The organism is Enterobacter sp. C3_dUdeg (genome assembly GCF_057536195.1).
Genome location: NZ_BAAKFX010000011.1, coordinates 46686 through 68583, shown reverse-complemented (window position 1 = coordinate 68583; position 21898 = coordinate 46686). Strand labels below are relative to the sequence as shown.

Annotated in this window: 25 protein-coding genes; 9 read left to right on the top strand and 16 right to left on the bottom strand. The window is 57.7% G+C overall.

What is annotated here, in order from left to right:
- Positions 1–83: 83 nt before the first annotated feature.
- Genes eitA through AC27FC_RS19270 form a run of 4 tightly spaced genes read left to right on the top strand, consistent with a single transcriptional unit; the run spans position 84 to position 4117 of the window.
- Positions 84–1082, top strand: a complete 999-nt coding sequence (gene eitA / locus AC27FC_RS19285; protein WP_039263373.1) for a siderophore ABC transporter substrate-binding protein EitA — start codon at positions 84–86, stop codon at positions 1080–1082.
- Positions 1082–2119: a FecCD family ABC transporter permease gene (locus tag AC27FC_RS19280; protein ID WP_048979267.1), complete on the top strand. Its 1038-nt coding sequence runs from the start codon at positions 1082–1084 to the stop codon at positions 2117–2119. The genes eitA and AC27FC_RS19280 overlap by 1 nt, the downstream gene beginning before the upstream one ends.
- A complete protein-coding gene (gene eitC / locus AC27FC_RS19275) occupies positions 2119–2880 on the top strand; it encodes a siderophore ABC transporter ATP-binding protein EitC (RefSeq protein ID WP_094934804.1) in 762 nt (253 codons plus the stop codon). The genes AC27FC_RS19280 and eitC overlap by 1 nt, the downstream gene beginning before the upstream one ends.
- Before the next feature lie 16 nt (positions 2881–2896).
- Complete coding sequence (locus AC27FC_RS19270) at positions 2897–4117, top strand: MDR family MFS transporter (RefSeq protein ID WP_094934805.1); 1221 nt, start codon at positions 2897–2899, stop codon at positions 4115–4117.
- A 5-nt stretch (positions 4118–4122) separates the two neighbouring features.
- Here AC27FC_RS19270 and AC27FC_RS19265 read toward each other — a convergent pair whose 3' ends face one another.
- Positions 4123–4467 (bottom strand): nitrous oxide-stimulated promoter family protein, encoded by a 345-nt coding sequence (locus tag AC27FC_RS19265; RefSeq protein WP_094934806.1) that lies wholly within the window; start codon positions 4465–4467, stop codon positions 4123–4125.
- Positions 4468–4641: 174 nt separating this feature from the next.
- Between AC27FC_RS19265 and AC27FC_RS19260 the strand changes: the two genes are divergently transcribed.
- Together AC27FC_RS19260 and mutS are read left to right on the top strand one after the other, a co-directional pair.
- Entirely contained in the window at positions 4642–4872 is a 231-nt protein-coding gene (locus AC27FC_RS19260; protein WP_023333217.1) for a SymE family type I addiction module toxin, read from the top strand.
- 113 nt (positions 4873–4985) lie between these two features.
- On the top strand, positions 4986–7547 hold the full coding sequence (mutS, locus tag AC27FC_RS19255; protein WP_094934807.1) for a DNA mismatch repair protein MutS: 2562 nt from the start codon (positions 4986–4988) through the stop codon (positions 7545–7547).
- A 91-nt stretch (positions 7548–7638) separates the two neighbouring features.
- On the opposite strand, the gene AC27FC_RS19250 is transcribed toward mutS, so the two are convergent.
- Genes AC27FC_RS19250 through AC27FC_RS19240 form a run of 3 tightly spaced genes read right to left on the bottom strand, consistent with a single transcriptional unit; the run spans position 7639 to position 9890 of the window.
- Entirely contained in the window at positions 7639–7860 is a 222-nt protein-coding gene (locus tag AC27FC_RS19250; RefSeq protein WP_033146398.1) for a non-oxidative hydroxyarylic acid decarboxylases subunit D, read from the bottom strand.
- A gap of 10 nt (positions 7861–7870) precedes the next feature.
- Positions 7871–9298 carry a non-oxidative hydroxyarylic acid decarboxylases subunit C gene (locus tag AC27FC_RS19245; protein WP_094934808.1) on the bottom strand — a complete coding sequence of 476 codons (1428 nt, stop codon included), beginning with the start codon at positions 9296–9298 and terminating at the stop codon, positions 7871–7873.
- Entirely contained in the window at positions 9288–9890 is a 603-nt protein-coding gene (locus AC27FC_RS19240) for a non-oxidative hydroxyarylic acid decarboxylases subunit B (protein ID WP_008499595.1), read from the bottom strand. The genes AC27FC_RS19245 and AC27FC_RS19240 overlap by 11 nt, the downstream gene beginning before the upstream one ends.
- Positions 9891–10062: 172 nt before the next feature.
- Between AC27FC_RS19240 and AC27FC_RS19235 the strand changes: the two genes are divergently transcribed.
- Complete coding sequence (locus AC27FC_RS19235) at positions 10063–10470, top strand: MarR family winged helix-turn-helix transcriptional regulator (protein ID WP_033146401.1); 408 nt, start codon at positions 10063–10065, stop codon at positions 10468–10470.
- Here AC27FC_RS19235 and AC27FC_RS19230 read toward each other — a convergent pair.
- A complete protein-coding gene (locus tag AC27FC_RS19230; protein WP_196355036.1) occupies positions 10467–11354 on the bottom strand; it encodes a LysR family transcriptional regulator in 888 nt (295 codons plus the stop codon). The two genes, AC27FC_RS19235 and AC27FC_RS19230, sit on opposite strands and share 4 nt — an antisense overlap.
- A gap of 108 nt (positions 11355–11462) precedes the next feature.
- On the opposite strand from AC27FC_RS19230, the gene AC27FC_RS19225 reads away from it, so the two are divergent.
- The gene (locus AC27FC_RS19225) at positions 11463–12665 is read left to right on the top strand and encodes an MFS transporter (protein WP_487160260.1); all 1203 of its coding nucleotides are present in this window, start codon (positions 11463–11465) and stop codon (positions 12663–12665) included.
- Complete coding sequence (locus AC27FC_RS19220) at positions 12662–13039, top strand: DUF4440 domain-containing protein (protein WP_196355006.1); 378 nt, start codon at positions 12662–12664, stop codon at positions 13037–13039. Before AC27FC_RS19225 ends, AC27FC_RS19220 begins: the two co-directional genes overlap by 4 nt.
- Before the next feature lie 52 nt (positions 13040–13091).
- Here AC27FC_RS19220 and rpoS read toward each other — a convergent pair whose 3' ends face one another.
- From rpoS to cysN, 11 genes are all read right to left on the bottom strand, one after another.
- Entirely contained in the window at positions 13092–14084 is a 993-nt protein-coding gene (gene rpoS / locus AC27FC_RS19215; RefSeq protein ID WP_008499600.1) for an RNA polymerase sigma factor RpoS, read from the bottom strand.
- 59 nt (positions 14085–14143) lie between these two features.
- The gene (gene nlpD, locus AC27FC_RS19210; protein ID WP_033146405.1) at positions 14144–15268 is read right to left on the bottom strand and encodes a murein hydrolase activator NlpD; all 1125 of its coding nucleotides are present in this window, start codon (positions 15266–15268) and stop codon (positions 14144–14146) included.
- A gap of 116 nt (positions 15269–15384) precedes the next feature.
- Entirely contained in the window at positions 15385–16011 is a 627-nt protein-coding gene (locus AC27FC_RS19205) for a protein-L-isoaspartate(D-aspartate) O-methyltransferase (protein WP_023333224.1), read from the bottom strand.
- Entirely contained in the window at positions 16005–16766 is a 762-nt protein-coding gene (gene surE / locus AC27FC_RS19200; RefSeq protein WP_023333225.1) for a 5'/3'-nucleotidase SurE, read from the bottom strand. The genes AC27FC_RS19205 and surE overlap by 7 nt, the downstream gene beginning before the upstream one ends.
- Positions 16747–17796 (bottom strand): tRNA pseudouridine(13) synthase TruD, encoded by a 1050-nt coding sequence (gene truD / locus AC27FC_RS19195; RefSeq protein ID WP_196355005.1) that lies wholly within the window; start codon positions 17794–17796, stop codon positions 16747–16749. The genes surE and truD overlap by 20 nt, the downstream gene beginning before the upstream one ends.
- A complete protein-coding gene (gene ispF / locus AC27FC_RS19190; RefSeq protein WP_196355004.1) occupies positions 17793–18272 on the bottom strand; it encodes a 2-C-methyl-D-erythritol 2,4-cyclodiphosphate synthase in 480 nt (159 codons plus the stop codon). Before ispF ends, truD begins: the two co-directional genes overlap by 4 nt.
- Positions 18272–18982 carry a 2-C-methyl-D-erythritol 4-phosphate cytidylyltransferase gene (ispD, locus tag AC27FC_RS19185; RefSeq protein ID WP_094934813.1) on the bottom strand — a complete coding sequence of 237 codons (711 nt, stop codon included), beginning with the start codon at positions 18980–18982 and terminating at the stop codon, positions 18272–18274. Before ispD ends, ispF begins: the two co-directional genes overlap by 1 nt.
- Positions 18983–19001: 19 nt before the next feature.
- Positions 19002–19313: a cell division protein FtsB gene (gene ftsB / locus AC27FC_RS19180; RefSeq protein ID WP_008499609.1), complete on the bottom strand. Its 312-nt coding sequence runs from the start codon at positions 19311–19313 to the stop codon at positions 19002–19004.
- Positions 19314–19479: 166 nt separating this feature from the next.
- Positions 19480–19806, bottom strand: a complete 327-nt coding sequence (locus AC27FC_RS19175) for a DUF3561 family protein (protein WP_008499610.1) — start codon at positions 19804–19806, stop codon at positions 19480–19482.
- A 58-nt stretch (positions 19807–19864) separates the two neighbouring features.
- Positions 19865–20470 carry an adenylyl-sulfate kinase gene (gene cysC / locus AC27FC_RS19170; RefSeq protein ID WP_010434543.1) on the bottom strand — a complete coding sequence of 202 codons (606 nt, stop codon included), beginning with the start codon at positions 20468–20470 and terminating at the stop codon, positions 19865–19867.
- On the bottom strand, positions 20470–21894 hold the full coding sequence (gene cysN / locus AC27FC_RS19165; RefSeq protein WP_023308996.1) for a sulfate adenylyltransferase subunit CysN: 1425 nt from the start codon (positions 21892–21894) through the stop codon (positions 20470–20472). The genes cysC and cysN overlap by 1 nt, the downstream gene beginning before the upstream one ends.
- Between the last annotated feature and the right edge of the window lie 4 nt (positions 21895–21898).

Sequence of the window (21898 nt, the reverse complement as noted above, 5' to 3'; positions counted from 1 at the left end):
AAATCGTTTCCTCTGTATAAAATTCCGCCTTAATAATGAGTTTCATTTGCATCAATAATAATTTTAATGAAGGGTAGCGTTTCATGAAAAAGGTCATCTGCGCGTTAGGCCTAGCGATTGCGTCGGTCGGTTCTGCTCTGGCAACCACCTATCCCCTGACGATTGAAAACTGTGGCTACAAAGAGACGTTCACCAAAGCGCCGGAACGCGTCGTGGCCCTGGGCCAGAACACCGTCGAAATTTTGCTCCTGCTGGGCCTGGAAGATAAGGTGAAGGCCAGCGCCTTCTGGCCGACCAAAGTGCTGCCGCAGCTGGCGGAGCAGAACGCAAAAATCAAAACCCTGACGGTCGAAATCCCGACCCTTGAATCCGTTCTTGCGCAAAATCCTGACTTTGTCCCGGCGCAGTCCCCGCTGCTGCTGGGGCCTGAAAGTAAGGTCGCAAAACGCGAAGACCTGATGACCCTGGGCGTGAACAGCTACGTGTCGCCGGGCATGTGCGCGACCAAAAAAGCCACAGGCGATATGTACGGCAGCCGCCAGAAGCTGTGGGATATGACGTATCTCTATAAAGAGATTGAGGATTTCGCCAAAATCTTTAACGTTGAAGACCGCGGTCAGGCCGTTATTGCCGATTTCAAAAAACGCGAGGCCGACCTGCGTAAGGAATTCGGCAAGAGTAAAAAAGACCTTTCGTTTGTCTTCTGGTTCTCCAGTTCGTCCCCTTCTGCTGACGCCTACGTCGGCGGTAAAAATAGCCCCTCCGGGTTTATCGCCAGCCTGATGGGCGGCCATAACGCCATTACGTCCGAGACCGAATGGCCAACCGTGGGTTGGGAAAGCATTATTGCCGCCAATCCGGATGTCATTGTGGTGTCCAGCCTGGACCGCAACCGCTGGGCGCTGGATAACGCGGAAGAAAAAATCAAATTCCTGAAGAGCGATCCGGCGGTCAGCCAGCTGGACGCGGTGAAAAAAGGCCATATCGTGGTGATGGACGGCCAGGCGATGAACCCGACGATCCGTACGATTTACGGGGCTGAGCAGGTCGGCGAACAGCTCAGAAAGCTGGGGCTGAACTGATGACAACCGCCGTTCTTCAGGCCCGGCAGAGCCTGGTTCTGACGACCTCGGGTTTGCTCGCCCTGGTACTGTTATTTCTGACGATCGCGCTGAGCGTCAGCGTCGGCGAGCTGTCCATCCCGCTGGATAAGGTGTTTTACGCCATCAGCAATAAAATGGGGCTCACCGAGGTTCCGCTCACCCGCATCTATGAGAGCGTGATCTGGGACTTTCGCCTGAGCCGCGCGCTGGTGGCGGCCTGCTGCGGCGCGGGGCTGGCCATCTGCGGTGCCGTATTGCAGAGCCTGCTGAAGAACGCCCTGGCGGAACCTTACGTGCTCGGCGTGTCGGCAGGTGCCTCAACCGGGGCGGTGTCGGTCGTCGTATTGGGGATTGGCACCGGTGCGGTGTCGCTCTCTGCGGGCGCGTTTGCCGGGGCGTTCGCCGCCTTTGCGTTTGTCGCGTTTCTGACGAACGGCGCGCGCGGGGGAAATGAACGTACCATTCTGGCTGGCGTTGCCGCCTCACAGCTGTTCAACGCCATTACTGCCTACACCATCAGCACCTCCGCCAGCGCCCAGCAGGCGCGCGACGTGATGTTCTGGCTGCTGGGCAGCTTCAGCGGCGTACGCTGGCCTGAATTCCAGCTGGCGCTGGTGGTGGTGCTGACTGGATTAGCCGTTTGCCTCTACTATTCCCGGGCGCTGGATGCCTTCACGTTCGGTGATGACGCTGCGGCCTCTTTAGGTATTGCCGTCCCGTGGGTGCGCCTGACGCTCTTTACCACTACCGCGCTGATTACCGCGACGATTGTCAGCATGGCGGGCTCAATCGGCTTTGTCGGGCTGGTGGTCCCGCACGTGATGCGTTTCCTGTTCGGGCCGCTGCACCGCACGCTGCTGATTGCCAGCGCGCTGGCAGGGGCGATCCTGATGGTGCTGGCTGATATCGCCTCGCGCATGCTGATTGCGCCGCAAAGCCTGCCCGTCGGCGTGGTCACCGCGCTGGTTGGCGTGCCTTTCTTTGCCGTGATTATCTACCGTTCAAGGAATAAGTGATGAGTATCTGCGCTGAAAATATTACCTGGAAAGTCGGCAAAAAGGTCATCGTTAACAACATCTCGCTGAAGGTTTCCCGGGGCGAAACGGTAGGGCTGCTTGGCCCTAACGGCTGCGGTAAATCGTCTCTTTTACGGATCCTCGCGGGGCTTCGTCGCCCGAATGCTGGCTGCGTTACCCTGGACGGCCAGGACATCTCCCGCATCGCCAAAAAGCAGCTGGCGCGCCGGGTCGCCTTCGTCGAGCAGCACGGCATGACGGACGCCAACATGCGCGTGCGGGACGTGGTGAAACTCGGGCGTATTCCGCACCACTCTGCTTTTTCCAACTGGAGCAACCACGATGACGAAACCGTCACTGCCGCCCTGCAGCGCGTGGATATGCTGGATAAAAGCGGCCAGGGCTGGCTGAGCCTCTCCGGCGGAGAGCGCCAGCGCGTGCATATTGCCCGCGCGCTGGCTCAGGCCCCAACGGAAATCCTGCTGGACGAACCGACCAACCACCTGGACATTCATCATCAGATGCAGCTGATGCAGTTGATCAGCGAATTACCGGTCACCAGCATTGTCGCTATCCACGATCTGAACCACGCCTCGATGTTCTGCGACTCGCTGATTGTGATGCAGAAAGGGCAAATTGTGGCGACGGGGACACCGCAGGACATCTTATCCGAGTCATTATTGTGGGATGTCTTCCGGGTCAAAACCAAAATTGAGATCTCGCCGTTCCATGGCAAAAAGCACATCCACTTTATCGTTTAGGGGCGAGTGAACGACGATGCCCCTTCGCCCTGCCGCCGCGCTCTGGCCGCCCGTCTTACTGGGTAGCCAGTTTGTTTTCAACATTGGCTTTTACGCCGTCGTTCCCTTCCTGGCGATATTCCTGCGCGACGACATGCTGCTCTCCGGCGGACTGATCGGGCTGATCTTGGGCCTGCGTACCTTCTCGCAACAGGGGATGTTTATCGTTGGCGGTGCGCTCTCGGACCGGTTTGGCGCGAAAGTGATTATCCTGAGCGGCTGTATTGTTCGTGTTTCAGGCTATCTGCTGCTGGCCTTCGGGGAATCCCTGTGGCCGATTATTCTGGGCGCGTGTCTGACGGGCGTTGGCGGCGCGTTATTTTCTCCCTCAATTGAGGCACTGCTGGCAAAAGCGGGCACTCACAGCGAGGCAAAAGGCAAACGCAGCCGCGCGGAGTGGTTTGCGCTCTTTGCCGTCTGCGGAGAGCTCGGCGCGGTACTGGGCCCGGCTGCTGGCGCTCTGCTCACCGGCCTCGGCTTTCGTCAGGTGGCGCTGGCGGGAGCAGGCGTCTTTATCATTGCGCTAGTGGTGCTCTACTTTTGCCTGCCTGCTGCTGGCCACCGTTCACAGACGCTGAAAATACAGCCCTGGTGGACAACGTTCCGCCAGCCGCGCTTTGTCGCCTTTATCATTGCCTACAGCTCGTGGCTGTTAAGCTATAACCAGCTTTATCTGGCGCTTCCGGTGGAAATCCAGCGTTCTGGCGGTAACGAGAAAGATCTCGGCCCGCTTTTTATGCTGGCCTCCGTTCTGATCATCACCTTACAGCTGCCGCTGGCGCGCTTCGCCCGTCGCGTGGGCGCGGTGAGAATTCTGCCGGTGGGATTTTTGCTGCTGTCAGCCGCATTTGCGAGCGTGGCGACGTTCGCCCCGATGACGCCGCCGGAAGGCTGGCTGCGCTTACTGCCTTCTGTCTGTTTTGTGACGCTGTTGACGCTGGGGCAAATGCTGCTGGTGCCCTCGGCTAAAGATCTGATCCCTCGGTTTGCGGAGGAATCCACGCTTGGCGCGCACTACGGCGCACTCGCCACCGCCGGAGGCATAGCGGTACTGGCGGGAAACCTGGTGTTTGGCAGCCTGCTGGACCGCGCGCTGGTGCCCTCAACGCAGGCGATGTACCCCTGGCTGCTGCTGGCCCTCTTCCCGCTCTGCAGCGCGCTGGCCCTGAAGATGATTTGCCGCCCGCTGAGACGCTGAACCGATCACTTTTTCGGACGGTACTTCTCCGGCAGTTCCGGCACGGGACGGCGGTCATCCATCAGATGGCGAACGGTAAGAATAGGATGACGCCATAACATACGCGGGCCTGCCCAGCGCATAACCTGCTTCATCTCTTCACGTCTGGCAGGCTGGTAGCAGTGTACGGGACACTGCTTGCAGGCCGGCTTGTCCTCACCGAAAACGCATTTATCCAGGCGCTTATCGGCATACGCGTTGAGCGCCTGATAATACCCTTCCTCCTGAGAGGCCTGTGGACACTGCTTTTCATACAACGCGATCATTTTCGCGATGGTCTCTTTTTCTCGTGAGATGCGTTTACCGGACATAGCGGATTACCGAATAATAAAGTGCATCGATAATACACCTTTCAACGCTGGATTTCAGCGGTTGCATTTCGTTTCCTGAAGGCTGATTCCAGTTTTAGCCCTGCACCGGCGAACAATCACTGGTATTTTATACAGCATCAGAAATGACCTTTGTCCGTGTTGTCTGGAGACCCTATGCAAGAGCTCACGATCGGCAAACCCTATCGCCATTTGAAAGTGGGATATTTTAGAAAGCGCCATGAAGACCGCAATACAAAGATACCGAAGCGCTACAGCGTACATGCGGCGCTGAGCTTAAAAGGTGACTGGCTTGAAAAGGCGGGGTTTACGACCCATTCCCGAGTCAGGGTGGGCGTGGAGCATGGAAAAATTGTCATCGAATTAATGGCGGAAGATGCCTCGTAAAGCCACGACATTTTTCTGCGCCGGACCTTTTTTTCATGCGACAATAGAAGGAACAAACGGCCATTGAGCCCATCAAAACGGTTTATTTTCAAAGAAATGGACATCATAACTCCATGAGCACAATCGACAATTTCGACGCACATACGCCGATGATGCAGCAGTATCTGAAGCTGAAAGCACAGCATCCGGAAATCCTGCTGTTTTACCGTATGGGCGATTTTTACGAGCTGTTTTATGACGATGCTAAGCGTGCATCGCAGCTGCTCGACATCTCGCTGACCAAACGTGGCGCATCGGCAGGCGAGCCCATTCCTATGGCAGGTATCCCGCACCACGCGGTAGAAAACTACCTGGCGAAGCTGGTGAATCAGGGCGAGTCCGTTGCCATCTGCGAACAGATCGGCGATCCGGCGACCTCAAAAGGCCCGGTGGAACGCAAAGTCGTGCGCATCGTTACGCCTGGCACCATCAGTGATGAAGCCCTGTTACAGGAGCGCCAGGATAACCTGCTGGCAGCGCTGTGGCAGGACGGTAAAGGGTTTGGCTACGCGACGCTGGATATTAGCTCCGGACGTTTTCGTCTGAGTGAACCGGCTGACCGTGAAACGATGGCCGCCGAACTGCAGCGCACCAACCCGGCAGAATTGCTCTATGCCGAAGATTTCGCCGAAATGGCGCTGATTGAAGGTCGTCGCGGGTTGCGCCGTCGTCCGCTGTGGGAATTCGAAATTGATACCGCGCGCCAGCAGCTGAATCTGCAGTTTGGCACCCGCGATCTGATTGGCTTTGGCGTGGAAAACGCACCGCGCGGGCTGTGTGCGGCCGGTTGTCTCCTGCAGTACGTGAAAGATACCCAGCGCACCGCCCTGCCGCATATCCGCTCTATCACCATGGAGCGCCAGCAGGACAGCATCATCATGGATGCCGCCACGCGCCGTAACCTGGAGATCACGCAGAACCTGGCGGGTGGCGTAGAAAATACGCTCGCGTCGGTCCTCGATAGTACGGTTACGCCAATGGGCAGCCGCATGCTGAAACGCTGGCTGCATATGCCGATCCGCAATACCGAGACGCTGGTTTGCCGTCAGCAGACGATTGCCGCGCTGCAGGATCGCTATACCGAACTGCAGCCGGTCCTGCGCCAGGTAGGCGATCTGGAGCGTATCCTTGCGCGTCTGGCACTACGAACAGCGCGACCACGCGACCTCGCGCGGATGCGTCATGCTTTCCAGCAGCTGCCGGAACTGCGCGCGCAGCTGAGTGACGTTGACAGCTCGCCGGTACAGAAACTCCGCGAAACCATGGGCGAATTTACCGAGCTTCGCGAACTGCTGGAGCGCGCCATTATCGATGCGCCTCCGGTTCTGGTGCGTGATGGCGGCGTGATTGCCCCAGGCTACAACGAGGAGCTGGACGAATGGCGCGCGCTGGCCGATGGTGCGACGGACTACCTCGATAAGCTGGAAATCCGCGAGCGCGAACGTCTTGGGCTCGACACCCTGAAAGTGGGATATAACGCGGTACACGGTTACTACATTCAGATTAGCCGCGGGCAGAGCCACCTGGCGCCGATTCACTACGTGCGTCGCCAGACGTTGAAAAACGCCGAACGCTACATCATTCCTGAACTGAAAGAGTACGAAGACAAAGTCCTCACCTCGAAAGGCAAGGCGCTGGCGCTGGAAAAACAGCTTTATGACGAGCTATTCGACATGCTGATGCCGCACCTGGGCGACCTGCAGCAGAGCGCCAGCGCGCTGGCGGAGCTGGACGTGCTGGTCAATCTGGCAGAACGCGCTGAAACGCTGAACTACACCTGCCCGACCTTTACCGATAAGCCCGGCATTCGCATCACTGAAGGCCGTCACCCGGTGGTAGAGCAGGTACTCAACGAACCGTTCATCGCCAACCCGCTAAGCCTGTCACCGCAGAGAAGAATGTTGATCATTACCGGTCCGAACATGGGCGGTAAGAGTACCTATATGCGTCAGACGGCGCTTATTGCGCTGCTCGCGTATATCGGCAGCTACGTCCCGGCGCAAAACGTGGAGATTGGCCCCATCGACCGCATCTTTACCCGCGTCGGGGCTGCGGACGATCTGGCGAGCGGACGCTCAACCTTCATGGTCGAGATGACCGAAACGGCAAACATTCTGCATAACGCGACGGAGCACAGTCTGGTGCTAATGGACGAAGTCGGACGCGGAACGTCAACCTATGATGGTCTGTCCCTGGCATGGGCCTGTGCGGAAAGCCTTGCTAATAAAATCAAGGCCATGACGCTGTTTGCCACCCATTATTTCGAACTGACGCAGCTGCCGGAGAAAATGGAAGGGGTTGCGAACGTTCATCTGGATGCGCTGGAGCACGGCGATACCATTGCCTTCATGCACACGGTGCAGGATGGCGCGGCGAGCAAGAGCTATGGCCTGGCCGTCGCGGCGCTGGCAGGTGTGCCGAAAGAGGTGATCAAGCGCGCGCGTCAGAAACTGCGTGAACTGGAAAGCCTGTCACCGAATGCGGCGGCGACGCAGATTGATGGTACGCAGATGTCGCTGTTGGTGCCTGCGGAAGAGACGTCGCCTGCGGTGGAAGCGCTGGAGAACCTCGACCCGGATTCACTGACGCCGCGTCAGGCGCTGGAGTGGATTTACAGGTTGAAGAGTCTGGTTTAGTTTTCTGCGGTCTGTTTTGTCGGGTGGCGGCTTCGCCTTACCCGACCTACAAAACCGTAGGCCCGGTAAGCGCAGCGCCACCGGACTTTTTTTACAGCAGCGGCGGGATCGTCGGCACCTGCGGCGCCTCGTCAATATCCTTCTGCGTCATGCGGAACGCTTCCGGGTAATGCTCGCGGCTGGTACGGCGCAGCGGTTCAGTATTACGCCAGGTATACAAACAATGCTGGCACTGGTAAACGGTCCAGACCCCTTTTACCGGCGACGTCGCCATCACTTCAATATGCTCATCGGCACAACGTGGACAAATCATCTTTTCCTCCTTATTGGCGTGCTGCCAGCATCGCGGTCAGTTTTTCAGCCCAGGCTTTGGTTTCAGGCAGATCCTGTACCGGCTGGCTGTAGTGGCCCCGGGTGTCCGGCGCGACAGGCGTGGTGGCATCGATAATCAGTTTGTCGGTAATGCCCGCCGGGCTGGAGCCAGGATCGAGTTCAAGGACCGACATGTTCGGCAGTTGCACCAGATCCCCTGCCGGGTTCACTTTCGACGACAGCGCCCACATCACCTGCGGAAGGTTGAACGGATCGACATCCTCATCCACCATAATTACCATCTTCACGTAGCCCAGACCGTGCGGCGTGGTCATGGCGCGTAAACCCACCGCGCGGGCAAAACCGCCGTAGCGTTTTTTGGTGGAGATAATCGCCAGCAGACCATGGGTGTACATCGCGTTCACCGCCTGCACTTCCGGGAATTCCGCTTTCAGCTGCTGGTAGAGCGGCACGCAGGTGGCCGGTCCCATCAGATAGTCAATCTCGGTCCACGGCATGCCGAGGTAAAGGGATTCGAAAATCGGCCTGGTGCGGGAAGAGACTTTGTCGATACGGACCACCGTCATGTTACGGCCACCGGAATAGTGTCCGGTAAACTCGCCGAATGGCCCCTCGATTTCACGCTTGCGGCCTTCAATCACCCCTTCCAGGATCACTTCAGACCCCCACGGCACATCGAAGCCGGTCAGCGGCGCGGTGGCAATCGGGTACGGGCTTTCACGCAGCGCGCCGGCCATTTCATACTCGGACTGATCGTATTTCAGCGGCGTGGCGCCCATCAGGGTGATGATCGGGTCGTTGCCCAGCGTAATCGCAATCGGCAGGTCTTCACCGCGCTCTTCCGCCTTCTGCAGATGCAGGGCGATATCGTGCATCGGAACAGGCTGCAGGCCGAGCTTGCGCTTGCCCTTCACTTCCATGCGGTAGATCCCGACGTTCTGCTTGCCGAAGTTGTCCGGGTCGAGCGGATCGCGCGAGACAACGCACGCTTTATCGAGATAAAAACCGCCGTCACCGTCGTTCAGGCGAAACAGCGGCAGGATATCGAACAGGTTAATATCTTCACCGTCCACCGTATTCTGCGCCCAGGCCGGGTTGGCGCGGCGCTCCGGCGTGACGGGAAATTTATCCCAGCGGCGGATAAATTCGTCGATCTGTTTTTTTACCGGAGTGTTCGCAGGGAGCCCCATCGAAATGGCGTGGTTCTGCCAGGAGCCGATGGTGTTCATCACCACGCGGGCATCGGTAAAGCCACGAATGTTGTCGAACCACAGCGCGGGAGCGCCGTCGCCAATGCGGCCGGTCGCGTTGGCTGCCGCCGCGAGATCGGGCTCGGCGTTAACCTCTTCCTCAATTTTCAGCAGCTGCCCTTGCTCATCGAGCGCCTGCAGGAAGCTTCTCAAATCATCAAATGCCATCTTTATTCTCCTGTGAAAAATGTTTCGCCTCCCGCAGCCCGTTCCAGCGGCGCGCCTTTTTATGCTCCAGCCCGAACTGATCGAGCACGCGGGTCACGATGTGCTGGGTAATGTCATCTGCGGTTTGTGGGTGGTTGTAATACGCAGGCATGGGCGGCACCATCGCCACGCCCATGCGGGAAAGTGCGAGCATGTTCTCAAGATGAATGGTGCTGAGCGGTGTTTCACGCGGAACCAGCACCAGCTTGCGCCCCTCTTTTAGCACCACGTCAGCCGCGCGTCCCACCAGCCCTTCGGCGTAGCCCGCGCGGATCCCCGCCAGCGTTTTCATGCTGCAGGGAATGACGATCATGCCGTCGGTACGAAACGAGCCGGAGGAGATGGTGGCGGCCTGGTCAGCCGGACTGTGGACAACGTCAGCCAGGGCAGCAACGTCCTGCGCGGTGTAGGGCGTTTCCAGCTCAATGGTGGTTTTTGCCCACTTAGACATGACCAGATGCGTCTCCACCTCCGGCATTTCCCGCAGCGCCTGCAGCAGCGCCACGCCCAGCGGTGCGCCCGTTGCCCCCGTCATTCCCACTATCAATCTCATTCATCACCTCAATATTTTGTTCGTGTACGAACATTATAAATAAGCTACTCCAGGATCGTTTACCTGACAAGATCGTTCGCATACGATCACACGAATGGCTAAAAGATGCCGCGTTAAAATTGAGAGCAATAGCGGCTATCATAGGGGAGAGATTTTTTCCGTCGGAGTGTTCATGGAACTAAGACAAGAGGCGTTCCACCTGTTACGTCAGCTTTTTCAACAGCATACCGCGCAGTGGCAACATGCCTTACCGGAACTGACCAAGCCACAGTATGCGGTGATGCGCTCTATTGCCGAGCATCCGGGTATTGAACAGGTGGCGTTGACCGAAGTGGCGGTCAGCACGAAAGCGACCCTGGCGGAGATGCTCAGCCGCATGGAGGCGCGCGGGCTGGTGAAACGCGAGCACGATCCGGCTGACAAGCGCCGCCGGTTTGTCTTCCTGACCCCAGAAGGTGAAGCCCTGCTTGCAGGCTGTAAACCGCTTGGCAACGAGGTGGATGAGGCGTTTTTAGGACGTCTTAACAAGGCCGAGCGGGAGCAGTTCTCTGCGCTCATCAAAAAGATGATGCACGATTAATTCACGCTGGTGCGCATAAAATCGATAAACGTGCGCACCTTCGCCGTCACGTGCCGGGCATCGGGATAAACCGCATAGATGCCCTGCTGCGCAAAGGTATATCCCGGTAAAACCGGGACCAGTTTTCCCGCATCAAGCGCATCGCGCGCCAGCCATTCCGGCAGTAACGCCACGCCTCCGCCAGCAAGTGCAAAGGCCATAAGAGCCTGCGCGCTGTCGGCAAACAGGCGCGGCGCTTTTTTTATCTCCAGCGTTTCGGGCGCACCGCGGGCATCCTTCACCTGCCAGCGCAGCGGCGAGGCCAGGCGCTCGTGAATAATCCAGTCCGCGTGGGCCAGCTGCGCAAGCGTTTCGATCGGATGGTTAACGAGCCACCCGGGCGTCGCGACGGGGAGAATCGAGAAGTGCGAAATCAGCGCGGCGTGGTTGCGCGAATCGGCAAGCGTTCCCAGCCGGATAGCTACGTCAAAGCGCTCCGAGATAAGGTCGGCGTGCAGGGAGGACGAAACATGCCGCACGCGAAGAGCCGGGTGCTGCTGGCTAAACCTGGCCAGCAACGGCACCACCACCTGTGAACCATACTCGGGCGTCGTCGTGATCCGCAGTTCGCCAGTGAGCCCCGCATGATTCGCACGGACATCATCCTGCAGCCGTTCCGCATCCTTCAGAAGCGCCACGCTGCGCTGATGAAAGAGCGCGCCCGCCTCGGTTAACGTCAGGCGGCGGGTGGAGCGCAGCAGCAGCGTAACGCCCAGCTCATCTTCAAGCTGGCGAATATTGAAGCTGACCACGGCTTTTGTCAGCCCCATTGCCTCGGCTGCGGCAGTGAAACTGCCGGTATCGGCCACCGCGACAAACATCTGCGCTCGCTGTAGGTTAATCATCATCACGCCTTTTACTGTCAAAATATTTTTGACAGTATATCGCGCTTTGTCAGGTTTATCCGTTCTTCCCGGATCGATACGATACGCCACCTCACCGGAGGATCCACCATGACGTATCGCAGCAAAGTCGCCGTTGTTTACCTGCTGGGCTTTTTTCTTGATTTGATCAACATGTTCATTGCCAGCGTCGCCTTCCCGGCAATGGCTCACGCCTTTAACACCACGCCTTCAGCCCTTGCCTGGGTCAGTAACGGGTACATTGCCGGCCTGACGCTGGTGATCCCGTTCAGCAGCGTGCTCACGCGCCGCATCGGGCCAAAGCGAGTCATCTTGCTCTCGCTTTTTCTGTTCAGCGCTGCCTCCGCTGCGGCGGGCTTGTCTGCAACGCTTGAAAGTCTGATCGCCTGGCGAGTACTCCAGGGCGTGGGAGGGGGCTTACTGATCCCCGTCGGACAGGCGCTGACCTGGCAACAGTTTAAGCCTCACGAGCGGGCCCGACTCTCCTCGGCGGTGATGCTGGTCGCGTTGCTTGCCCCGGCCTGCTCTCCTGCGATAGGAGGACTGCTGGTGCAGACGCTCAGCTGGCGATGGATATTTTTCGCCACGCTACCGGTCGCTGTCGTGACCTTTGTTTTGGCCTGCCTGTGGCTTAAACACGAAATGCCCGCGATGAAAGCGGCCAGACTGCTAAACCTGTCGTTGCTCGCGGACCCGCTTTTGCGTTTTTCCATGCTTGTCTATATCTGCGTACCCGGCATGTTTATTGGGGTGAACGTCACGGGCATGTTTTATCTTCAGCACGTGGCGAACATGAGCCCAGCCGCAACGGGGATGCTCATGCTGCCGTGGTCCGCGGCATCGTTTATCGCCATCACGGCAACGGGACGCTATTTTAACCGTATTGGCCCCCGGCCGCTGATCGTCATCGGTTGCCTGCTGCAGGCGACGGGTATTCTGCTTTTGATTAACGTCAGTTCGGCGACGCTGCTGCATGCCGTTGCGTTTACCCTGATGGGCGCGGGGGGAAGCCTGTGCAGCAGTACGGCTCAAAGCAGCGCTTTTCTGACGACGCGCCGGGAAGAGATGCCGGATGCCAGCGCGCTGTGGAATCTTAATCGGCAGCTGAGCTTTTTTGCCGGTGCCCTGCTGCTGGCGCAGACGCTGAACCTGGCGCAGGTCTGGCTGCCACCGCTCGCGGCCTGGCATGGGATGTTTATTTTTTCCGCAGGCATGACCTTGCTGCCTGTACCGTACGTTTTTCGTCTTAACAATACGCAGGTGCTCACCCAGCTGCGACAGGAGAATTCATGACGCCTTTCGAACACGACATTATCGACCTCCACATTGCGCTTGAAAACTGGTTAGGCAAAGGTGAAGGAGATCCCGACGCCCTGCTCGCCCGCTTCAGCCCGGATTTTCTGATGATCCCGCCGGGCGGCGCTCATATCGACTATGCCGGTCTGATCAGTTTTCTGGAAAACCAGCGCGGAAGCCGTCCCGGACTGAAGATCGTCATTGACGAATTATCCACGATCGAGCGTTGGGATCGTGGCGCGGTGCTGCACTACCGGGAGACGCAAACCCGGCCGGACCTGCCCGCCAACGTGCGCTGGTCAACCGCGGTGCTCAATCAGGAAGGCGATCGGATAGTGTGGCGTCTTCTGCACGAAACGGCTAAGCCGTAGCGCAAAAGAAAAAGGCCCGTCTCACGACGGGCCTTTTTTGACGAAAGGTTGCTTATTCGCGGAACAGCGCTTCGATGTTCAGACCTTGCCCCTGCAGGATTTCACGCAGGCGGCGCAGACCTTCAACCTGAATCTGACGAACACGTTCACGGGTCAGGCCAATTTCGCGGCCGACGTCTTCCAGTGTCGCAGCTTCATACCCCAGTAAACCGAAACGACGTGCCAGCACTTCACGCTGTTTGGCGTTCAGTTCGAACAGCCATTTGACGATGCTCTGCTTCATGTCATCGTCCTGCGTGGTGTCTTCCGGACCGTTGTCTTTTTCATCGGCCAGGATGTCCAGCAGCGCTTTTTCGGAGTCGCCACCCAGCGGGGTGTCAACGGAGGTAATGCGCTCGTTGAGACGCAGCATACGGCTTACGTCATCAACCGGTTTATCGAGTTGTTCGGCAATTTCTTCTGCGCTTGGCTCGTGGTCCAGTTTATGGGACAACTCGCGCGCGGTGCGCAGATAAACGTTCAACTCTTTGACGATGTGAATCGGCAGGCGGATCGTACGGGTCTGGTTCATAATAGCCCGTTCGATGGTCTGACGAATCCACCAGGTCGCGTAGGTTGAGAAACGGAACCCGCGTTCCGGGTCAAACTTCTCAACTGCGCGGATGAGACCTAAGTTGCCCTCTTCAATCAGATCCAGCAGAGCCAGACCACGATTGCCGTAACGGCGGGCAATTTTCACGACCAGTCGCAGGTTACTTTCAATCATGCGACGACGCGAGGCGACATCACCACGCAAAGCACGACGTGCGAAATAGACTTCTTCTTCGGCCGTTAGCAGTGGGGAGTAACCAATCTCCCCAAGGTAAAGCTGAGTCGCGTCCAGTACACGCTGTGTGGCACCCTGCGATAACAGCTCTTCTTCAGCCAAATCGTTATCACTGGGTTCCTCTTCTACTAAGGCTTTTTCGTCAAAAGCCTCTACTCCGTTCTCATCAAATTCCGCGTCTTCATTTAAATCATGAACTTTCAGCGTATTCTGACTCATAAGGTGGCTCCTACCCGTGATCCCTGAACGAGACACCCTGGCTGGCATGCCCCGTCAAATTATCGCTGCGGCAAATACTGCAGCGGGTTTACGGATTTCCCCTTGTAACGAATTTCAAAATGCAAGCGTGTAGAACTGGTTCCGGTGCTACCCATGGTAGCGATTTTTTGCCCCGCCTTAACTTCTTGTTGTTCCCGGACCAGCATTGTGTCGTTATGGGCGTAGGCACTCAGGTAATCATCGTTATGTTTGATGATAATAAGATTACCGTAACCGCGCAGAGCGTTACCGGCATACACAACGCGCCCGTCTGCGGTCGCGATGATAGCCTGTCCTTTACTCCCTGCGATGTCAATCCCTTTATTTCCCCCCTCGGAGGAAGAGAAGTTCTCGATAACCTTGCCGTCAGTTGGCCAGCGCCATGCAGAAATTGGCGAACTGGAGGTCATACTGCTGGCAGTCGGTTCAGTAGAGCTAACCACAGGTGCCGTAACCGGTGCTGTGACAACAGTCGCAGTACCTTTATTATTCGGCAACATTTTGTTAGCAGTCTGATCACCTGAATCCTCAGAATACGTAATTACAGGTTGTGAAGCAACCACCGTGGTGGATTTTTGTGCAGGCTTAACGCTGTTATTTTGAGCCGTCACATCGGCCGCTGAAACGGTGTTGCCAGGCGTAAGCGGCGTGCCCGTCGCGTTGCCAACCTGGAGCGTTTGCCCGACTTCCAGACCGTATGGGGCCTGGACGTTATTGCGCTGCGCGAGGTCACGGAAATCGTTCCCGGTGATCCACGCAATGTAGAACAGCGTATCCCCGCGTTTCACGGTATAGGTGCTGCCACCGGTATAGCTGCCTTTCGGAATGTTCCCATACTGACGGTTATAGACTATGCGGCCATTCTGGGTCTGAACAGGCTGTTCCACTGGCTGAATCTGCGTCGGCTGCGTCATTGGACGCTGAACCGGCTGGATTGGCGGATTTTGTTGCGCCGTAGAGGTACCCATTTTAGGCGGAGGAGTGATCAACATTCCGCCGGACGTGTTACCCGAGCCGCTGTTTCCGCCGACAGAACTGACGGGCGCAGGCGCGTTATTAGAACTTGTACAGCCTGCCAGCCAGAGCGAAACCAGTGATAATGCCGCAACACGGCTGATGGTGAATTTAGGGCTTCCCGCGCTCATTTATCCCCCAGGAATGTGTTAACTACCAGTGACTTAAAATTTACCGTGATGGCACGAATCTTTCGCGCCACACCATACGCTGAATTTGCCTTAATAACCCTGGATAATTCCGAGTCTCAGGCCAACTCCCCCTTTACCAGAGGCACAAAGCGCACGGCTTCCACGGTGTCGATAATAAACTCGCCGCCGCGCCGACGAACGCGCTTCAAAAGCTGCTGCTCGTCCCCGACGGGCAGAACAAGAATGCCCCCCTCATCCAGCTGCGACAACAGGGCCGCAGGAATTTCAGGCGGGGCCGCCGTCACGATGATCGCGTCAAACGGCGCGCGCGCCTTCCAACCCTGCCATCCATCACCGTGTCGTGTCGAAACATTATGTAAATCAAGTTGTTTCAGGCGACGACGCGCCTGCCACTGTAAACCTTTAATCCGCTCAACGGAGCATACATGATGAACCAGATGCGCCAGGATCGCGGTCTGATACCCCGACCCGGTGCCAATCTCCAGCACGCGGGAGTCAGGCGTCAGCTCCAGCAGCTCCGTCATGCGCGCCACCATGTAAGGCTGCGAAATCGTCTGGCCCTGTCCGATGGGCAGCGCCACGTTTTCCCACGCTTTGTGTTCAAACGCCTCATCTACAAATTTCTCACGCGGAACCTGAGCAAGCGCTTCAAGCACGTGCTCGTCGCGGATCCCCTGCGCGCGGAGTTGTTCCAGAAGAGTTTGTACACGTTTGTTTACCATTGCGCGTTCACTCCTGCGCGATCCAGCCAGCCCGACACCACATCATGCGCGCTATACGCGGTTAAATCTACGTGCAGCGGGGTAACCGAAACATAGCCTTCCTCCACGGCGGCAAAGTCGGTATCCGGACCCGCATCGCACTTATCGCCGGGAGGGCCAATCCAGTAAAGCGTGTTGCCGCGAGGATCCTGCTGCGGGATCACCTGATCGGCAGGATGTCGGCTTCCGCAACGGGTGACGCGAATGCCTTTAATTTCATCGAGAGGAAGATCCGGCACGTTGATGTTGAGGATGCGCCCGGTACGCAACGGCTCGCGGCCGAGCGCCCGCAGGATCGAACAGGTCACCGCGGCGGCGGTGTCGTAGTGCGTGTGGCCGTTCAACGAGACCGCCAGCGCCGGGAACCCCAGATGGCGCCCTTCCATTGCGGCCGCCACGGTACCGGAGTAAATCACGTCATCGCCGAGGTTAGGACCGGCGTTAATGCCGGAAACAACGATATCCGGACGCGGCCGCATCAGCGCGTTCACGCCCAGAAAAACGCAGTCGGTTGGCGTGCCCATCTGCACGGCAATATCGCCATTTTCAAAGGTAAAGGTGCGAAGCGACGACTCCAGCGTCAGAGAGTTAGACGCTCCACTGCGGTTACGATCGGGCGCCACGACCTGCACATCCGCGAATTCGCGGAGGTGTTTTGCCAGGGTCTGAATGCCTGGCGCGTGGATCCCGTCATCGTTACTCAGCAATATTCGCATAATCACCCGAGGTGTTGATAAGTTCCCTGACAACACTGGTGGCAAAGCTACCTGCCGGTAGCCAGAAGCGTAACTCGACGGTTACGTCATCCCACCAGTTCCAGCTTAACTGCTGCGGATAGAGCAGCATCGCGCGGCGTGCCGCTTCGACTTTTTCCCGCACCAGCAAGGATTGCAATTCTGGCGCATCCGCTACGGCTAACTGCTCGCCAGCCAGCGCGTCGCCCTGCGTTCCCCAGTCGCCCGTACCGGGCAGCGCGGCGGTAATCATCAGCGCTTTTGCGTCCACGCGCGACTGCACATCGGCCATTTCTTCAGCCGTTGCCACAAACCAGCTTCCGCGTCCCGCTAATTGTAGCGCATCGCCAACAACAACTTGATTCGCGTCCGGTTTTTTCAGCCTTTCGCTCACAATCTGATTAAACAACGCGCTGCGGGCCGCCGACAACCAAAAACTGCGTTTATTCCTGTCGCGCACCGGGGCATCGCTTTGCGCCCAGCGCAGCGCACCATGCAGGTTGCTGCCGCCAATGCCAAAGCGCTGCGCGCCAAAGTAGTTCGGCACACCGCGTTCACTGATCGCGTTCAGACGTTTTTCAACATCTTCGCGGTGAGACACTTCACGCAGCACCAGCGTAAAGTCGTTCCCCTTCAACGCCCCCAGACGCAGTTTGCGCTTGTGGCGGGCGAATTCCAGTACCTTACAGCCTTCAAGCTCAAATTTGCTTAAATCAGGCATCGTATTGCCGGGAACGCGCGCGCAGAGCCACTGTTCCGTGACGGCGTGTTTATCTTTCTGTCCGGCAAAGCTCACTTCGCGGGCATGGATTTTGAGGAATTTTGCCAGCGCGTCGGCCACAAAGCGGGTATTGCAGCCATTTTTCAGAATACGCACCAGGATATGTTCGCCTTCGCCATCCGGCTCAAAGCCCAGATCCTCCACCACGAGGAAATCTTCCGGGCTGGCTTTCAGCACCCCGTTCCCCTGCGGTTTAGCGTGCAGGTATGTCAGGTTGTCGAAGTCTGTCATTTGCTCGCCTTCAGCAGCAGCGCCACGGCTTCACAGGCAATTCCTTCGCCACGCCCGGTAAAGCCCAGCTTCTCGGTCGTCGTCGCTTTAACGTTCACGTCGTCCATATGGCAGCCCAGATCTTCTGCAATAAACACGCGCATCTGCGGAATATGCGGCAGCATTTTCGGGGCCTGGGCAATAATCGTCACGTCGACGTTGCCGAGGGTGTAGCCTTTCGCCTGAATGCGGCGCCACGCTTCGCGCAGCAGTTCGCGGCTGTCCGCCTCTTTAAATGCCGGGTCGGTGTCCGGGAACAGCTTGCCGATATCGCCCAGCGCGGCAGCGCCCAACAGCGCGTCGGTCAGCGCATGCAGTGCCACGTCGCCATCAGAATGCGCCAGCAGTCCTTTTTCATAAGGAATGCGCACGCCGCCAATGATAATTGGGCCTTCTCCGCCAAAGGCGTGTACATCAAAACCATGTCCAATTCGCATTATGCCTTCTCCTGATGGGTCGAACGGGTAAGATAAAATTCCGCAAGCTTTAAATCTTCCGGACGCGTCACTTTAATATTATCAGCGCGTCCTTCAACAAGCTCAGGGTGGAAACCGCAATACTCCAGCGCGGAGGCTTCGTCCGTGATGGTCGCGCCTTCTTTAAGCGCACGCGTTAAGCAGTCGTGGAGTAATTCGCGGGGGAAAAATTGTGGCGTCAGCGCGTGCCATAAATCGACGCGATCGACGGTGTGGGCGATAGCCTGTTTGCCCGGCTCGGCGCGCTTCATGGTGTCGCGCACCGGTGCGGCCAGAATCCCGCCAACCTTGCTTGTTTCGCTTAGCGCCAGCAGGCGCGCAAGATCGTCCTGATGCAGGCACGGACGCGCTGCGTCATGTACCAGCACCCACGACGCGTTTCCGGCGGCCTGAATGCCCGCCAGAACGGAATCGGCGCGTTCGGCGCCACCGTCAACGACGGTAATATGTGGATGATTTGCCAGCGGCAGCTCCGCGAAGCGCGCATCGCCAGGGCTGATAGCGATGATCACACGCGTCACCCGCGGGTGCGCCAGCAGCGCCGCCACGGCGTGCTCGAGGATCGTTTTATCGCCAATAGAGAGGTACTGCTTGGGACATTCTGTCTGCATGCGCCGGCCAAAACCTGCGGCCGGCACCACGGCGCATACGTCCGAAAAAGTTACTGCCATGTCGTAATCCTGGGCCTGATTATCGATTGTTTTGTGCTGAGCCCTGATTGCGTTTAGACGCATCCGGAACCAGACGATAAAAGGTTTCGCCCGGCTTAGTCATACTGAGTTCATTGCGTGCGCGTTCCTCAATCGCCTCTTGCCCGCCATTGAGGTCATCAATTTCAGCAAAGAGTTGATCGTTTCGCGCCTTAAGTTTGGCGTTTGTTGCCTGCTGAGCCGCGACGTCATCGCTCACCCGGCTATAGTCGTGCAGTCCGTTCTTACCGAACCACAGCGAATATTGCAGCCAGATTAGCAAAGCCAGCAACAGCAGCGTTAGTTTACCCATCCTGCCCCCTGAAAAACGGCATCATCATCCCAAGACTTCCCCAGAGCACTACGCCGGGGTAACAGAGATGCCGCAACATCGCGGGCAAATGTACCACATTTTTTCCGCAGAATCGTCCTGCTCAATATCGTTACACAGTTGGTTACGGTTTGAATTATGGCTGAAGTTAGCCCATGAGCCACAAAAATAACAGACCAAACATGAGAACCACCGTCACAATCGTGACCACGGTGCTGTACAGGAGCTTACCGTTGAGCAGCGAGTGCAGCGCAATGCCGACGACAACCGCCACGGGCATCAACGCCAGAAAGAAAGGCCAGGTGTAGAGAAAGAAGAACAGCGTGTTGCCGCCATAGATGAGAAACGGAATGCCAAGCGCCAGCAGCCATGAGACGAAGCCAATGATGGCCCCAGGAAATGACCAGGTCGTTTCGTCGTCGGTCGCTAGCGGCTCCGACCCGGTGGTGGTGATGTAATGTTCACTGTTGCGCATAGCTAATCCTGTGACCGTGACTGATCGTTCGGGAAGACAGCTCCCGAACGATACCGCCTCAGGATCTGATAATATCGTCCCGTCTGAGCAGGTCTAATAATTGGCTTACTAAATTTGTTACCAATTGTTGACCTTCCAGGTGAATTTCAGGCGATTCAGGCGCTTCGTATACCGCGTCAATTCCGGTGAAGTTACGCAGTTCTCCGGCACGCGCTTTCTTGTAAAGCCCTTTCGGGTCACGCGCTTCGCAAATCTCCAACGGCGTATCGACAAACACCTCGATAAAGCGATCCTGGCCCACGCGTTCGCGCACCATCTGGCGCTCGGCGCGGTGCGGAGAGATAAACGCGGTCAGCACCACCAGCCCGGCGTCAGCCATCAGGCTGGCGACTTCGCCCACCCGGCGGATGTTCTCTTTGCGGTCATCGTCGCTAAACCCTAAATCGCTGCACAGGCCGTGACGCACGTTGTCGCCATCCAGCAGGTACGTGCTTACGCCCTGCTGATGCAACGCCTCTTCCAGCGCGCCGGCCACTGTCGATTTACCCGAGCCGGACAGCCCGGTAAACCACAGCACAACCCCACGGTGACCGTGGAGCTGTTCGCGCTGGGCGACGGTGACCGGATGAGGATGCCAGACGACGTTCTCATCATGGGCGGCCATTACTTGCCTCCCAGCAGATCGCGTGCACCCCAGTGCGGGAAGTGTTTACGCACCAGCGCGTTCAGTTCCAGCTCGAAGGCGCTGAATTCAGACGTCGCGGCAGCCTGTTTAATCGGTTCGCGCACCATACCGGCTCCGACGGTAACGTTGGTCAGCCTGTCGATAAAGATAAGACCTCCCGTGACCGGGTTCTGCTGATACGGATCCAGCACCAGCGGTTCGTCGAAGGTCAGATCGACCAGACCAATGCCGTTCAGCGGCAGCTCGGTGACGTCACGCTGGGTCAGATTGTTGATATCCACCTGGAACTGAATACCGTCCACGCGGGCGCGGGTTTTCTTGCCGGCAATTTTGATGTCATAGCTCTGGCCAGCGGTCAGCGGCTGTTCGGCCATCCACACCACGTCCACGGAAGCCCCCTGCACTGCCGCCAGCGTTTCCTGCGCGTCAACCAGCAGGTCGCCCCGGCTGATATCAATTTCGTCTTTCAGCACCAGCGTTACGGCTTCACCGGCGCCCGCTTCCTGCAGGTCACCGTCGAAGGTGACGATGCGGGCGATAGTCGATTCCACGCCGGATGGCAGTACCTTGACGCGCTGACCTACCTTTACGGAGCCTGACGCGAGGGTGCCTGAGAAACCGCGGAAATCGAGGTTCGGACGGTTCACGTACTGCACCGGGAAGCGCATCGGCTGGGTATCGACCACGCGCTGAATTTCAACGGTTTCCAGCACTTCCAGCAGCGTCGGACCGCTGTACCACGGCATGTTCGCGCTCTGGGAGGCGACGTTATCCCCTTCCAGCGCCGAAAGCGGTACAAAGCGAATATCCAGGTTGCCCGGCAGCTGTTCGGCAAAGGTCAGGTAGCTCTGGCGGATCTCCTCGAACTTCTCTTCGCTGAAGTTGACCAGATCCATCTTGTTGACCGCCACCACCAGGTGTTTGATCCCCAGCAGCGTCGAGATAAAGCTGTGACGACGGGTCTGATCCAGCACGCCTTTACGCGCGTCCATCAGCAGGATCGCCAGGTCGCAGGTAGACGCGCCGGTCGCCATGTTGCGGGTGTACTGCTCGTGCCCCGGGGTATCGGCGATAATAAATTTGCGCTTCTCGGTAGAGAAGTAGCGGTAGGCCACATCGATGGTGATGCCCTGCTCGCGCTCCGCCTGCAGGCCGTCCACCAGCAGCGCCAGGTCGAGTTTTTCACCCTGGGTGCCGTGACGCTTACTGTCGTTATGCAAGGAAGAGAGCTGATCTTCGTAAATCTGGCGCGTATCGTGCAGCAGGCGGCCAATCAGGGTACTTTTCCCGTCATCCACGCTGCCGCAGGTCAGAAAACGCAGCAGGCTTTTGTGTTGTTGCGCGTGCAGATACGCTTCCACGCCGCCTTCGTTGGCAATTTGTTGAGCAATAGTGGTGTTCATGGCG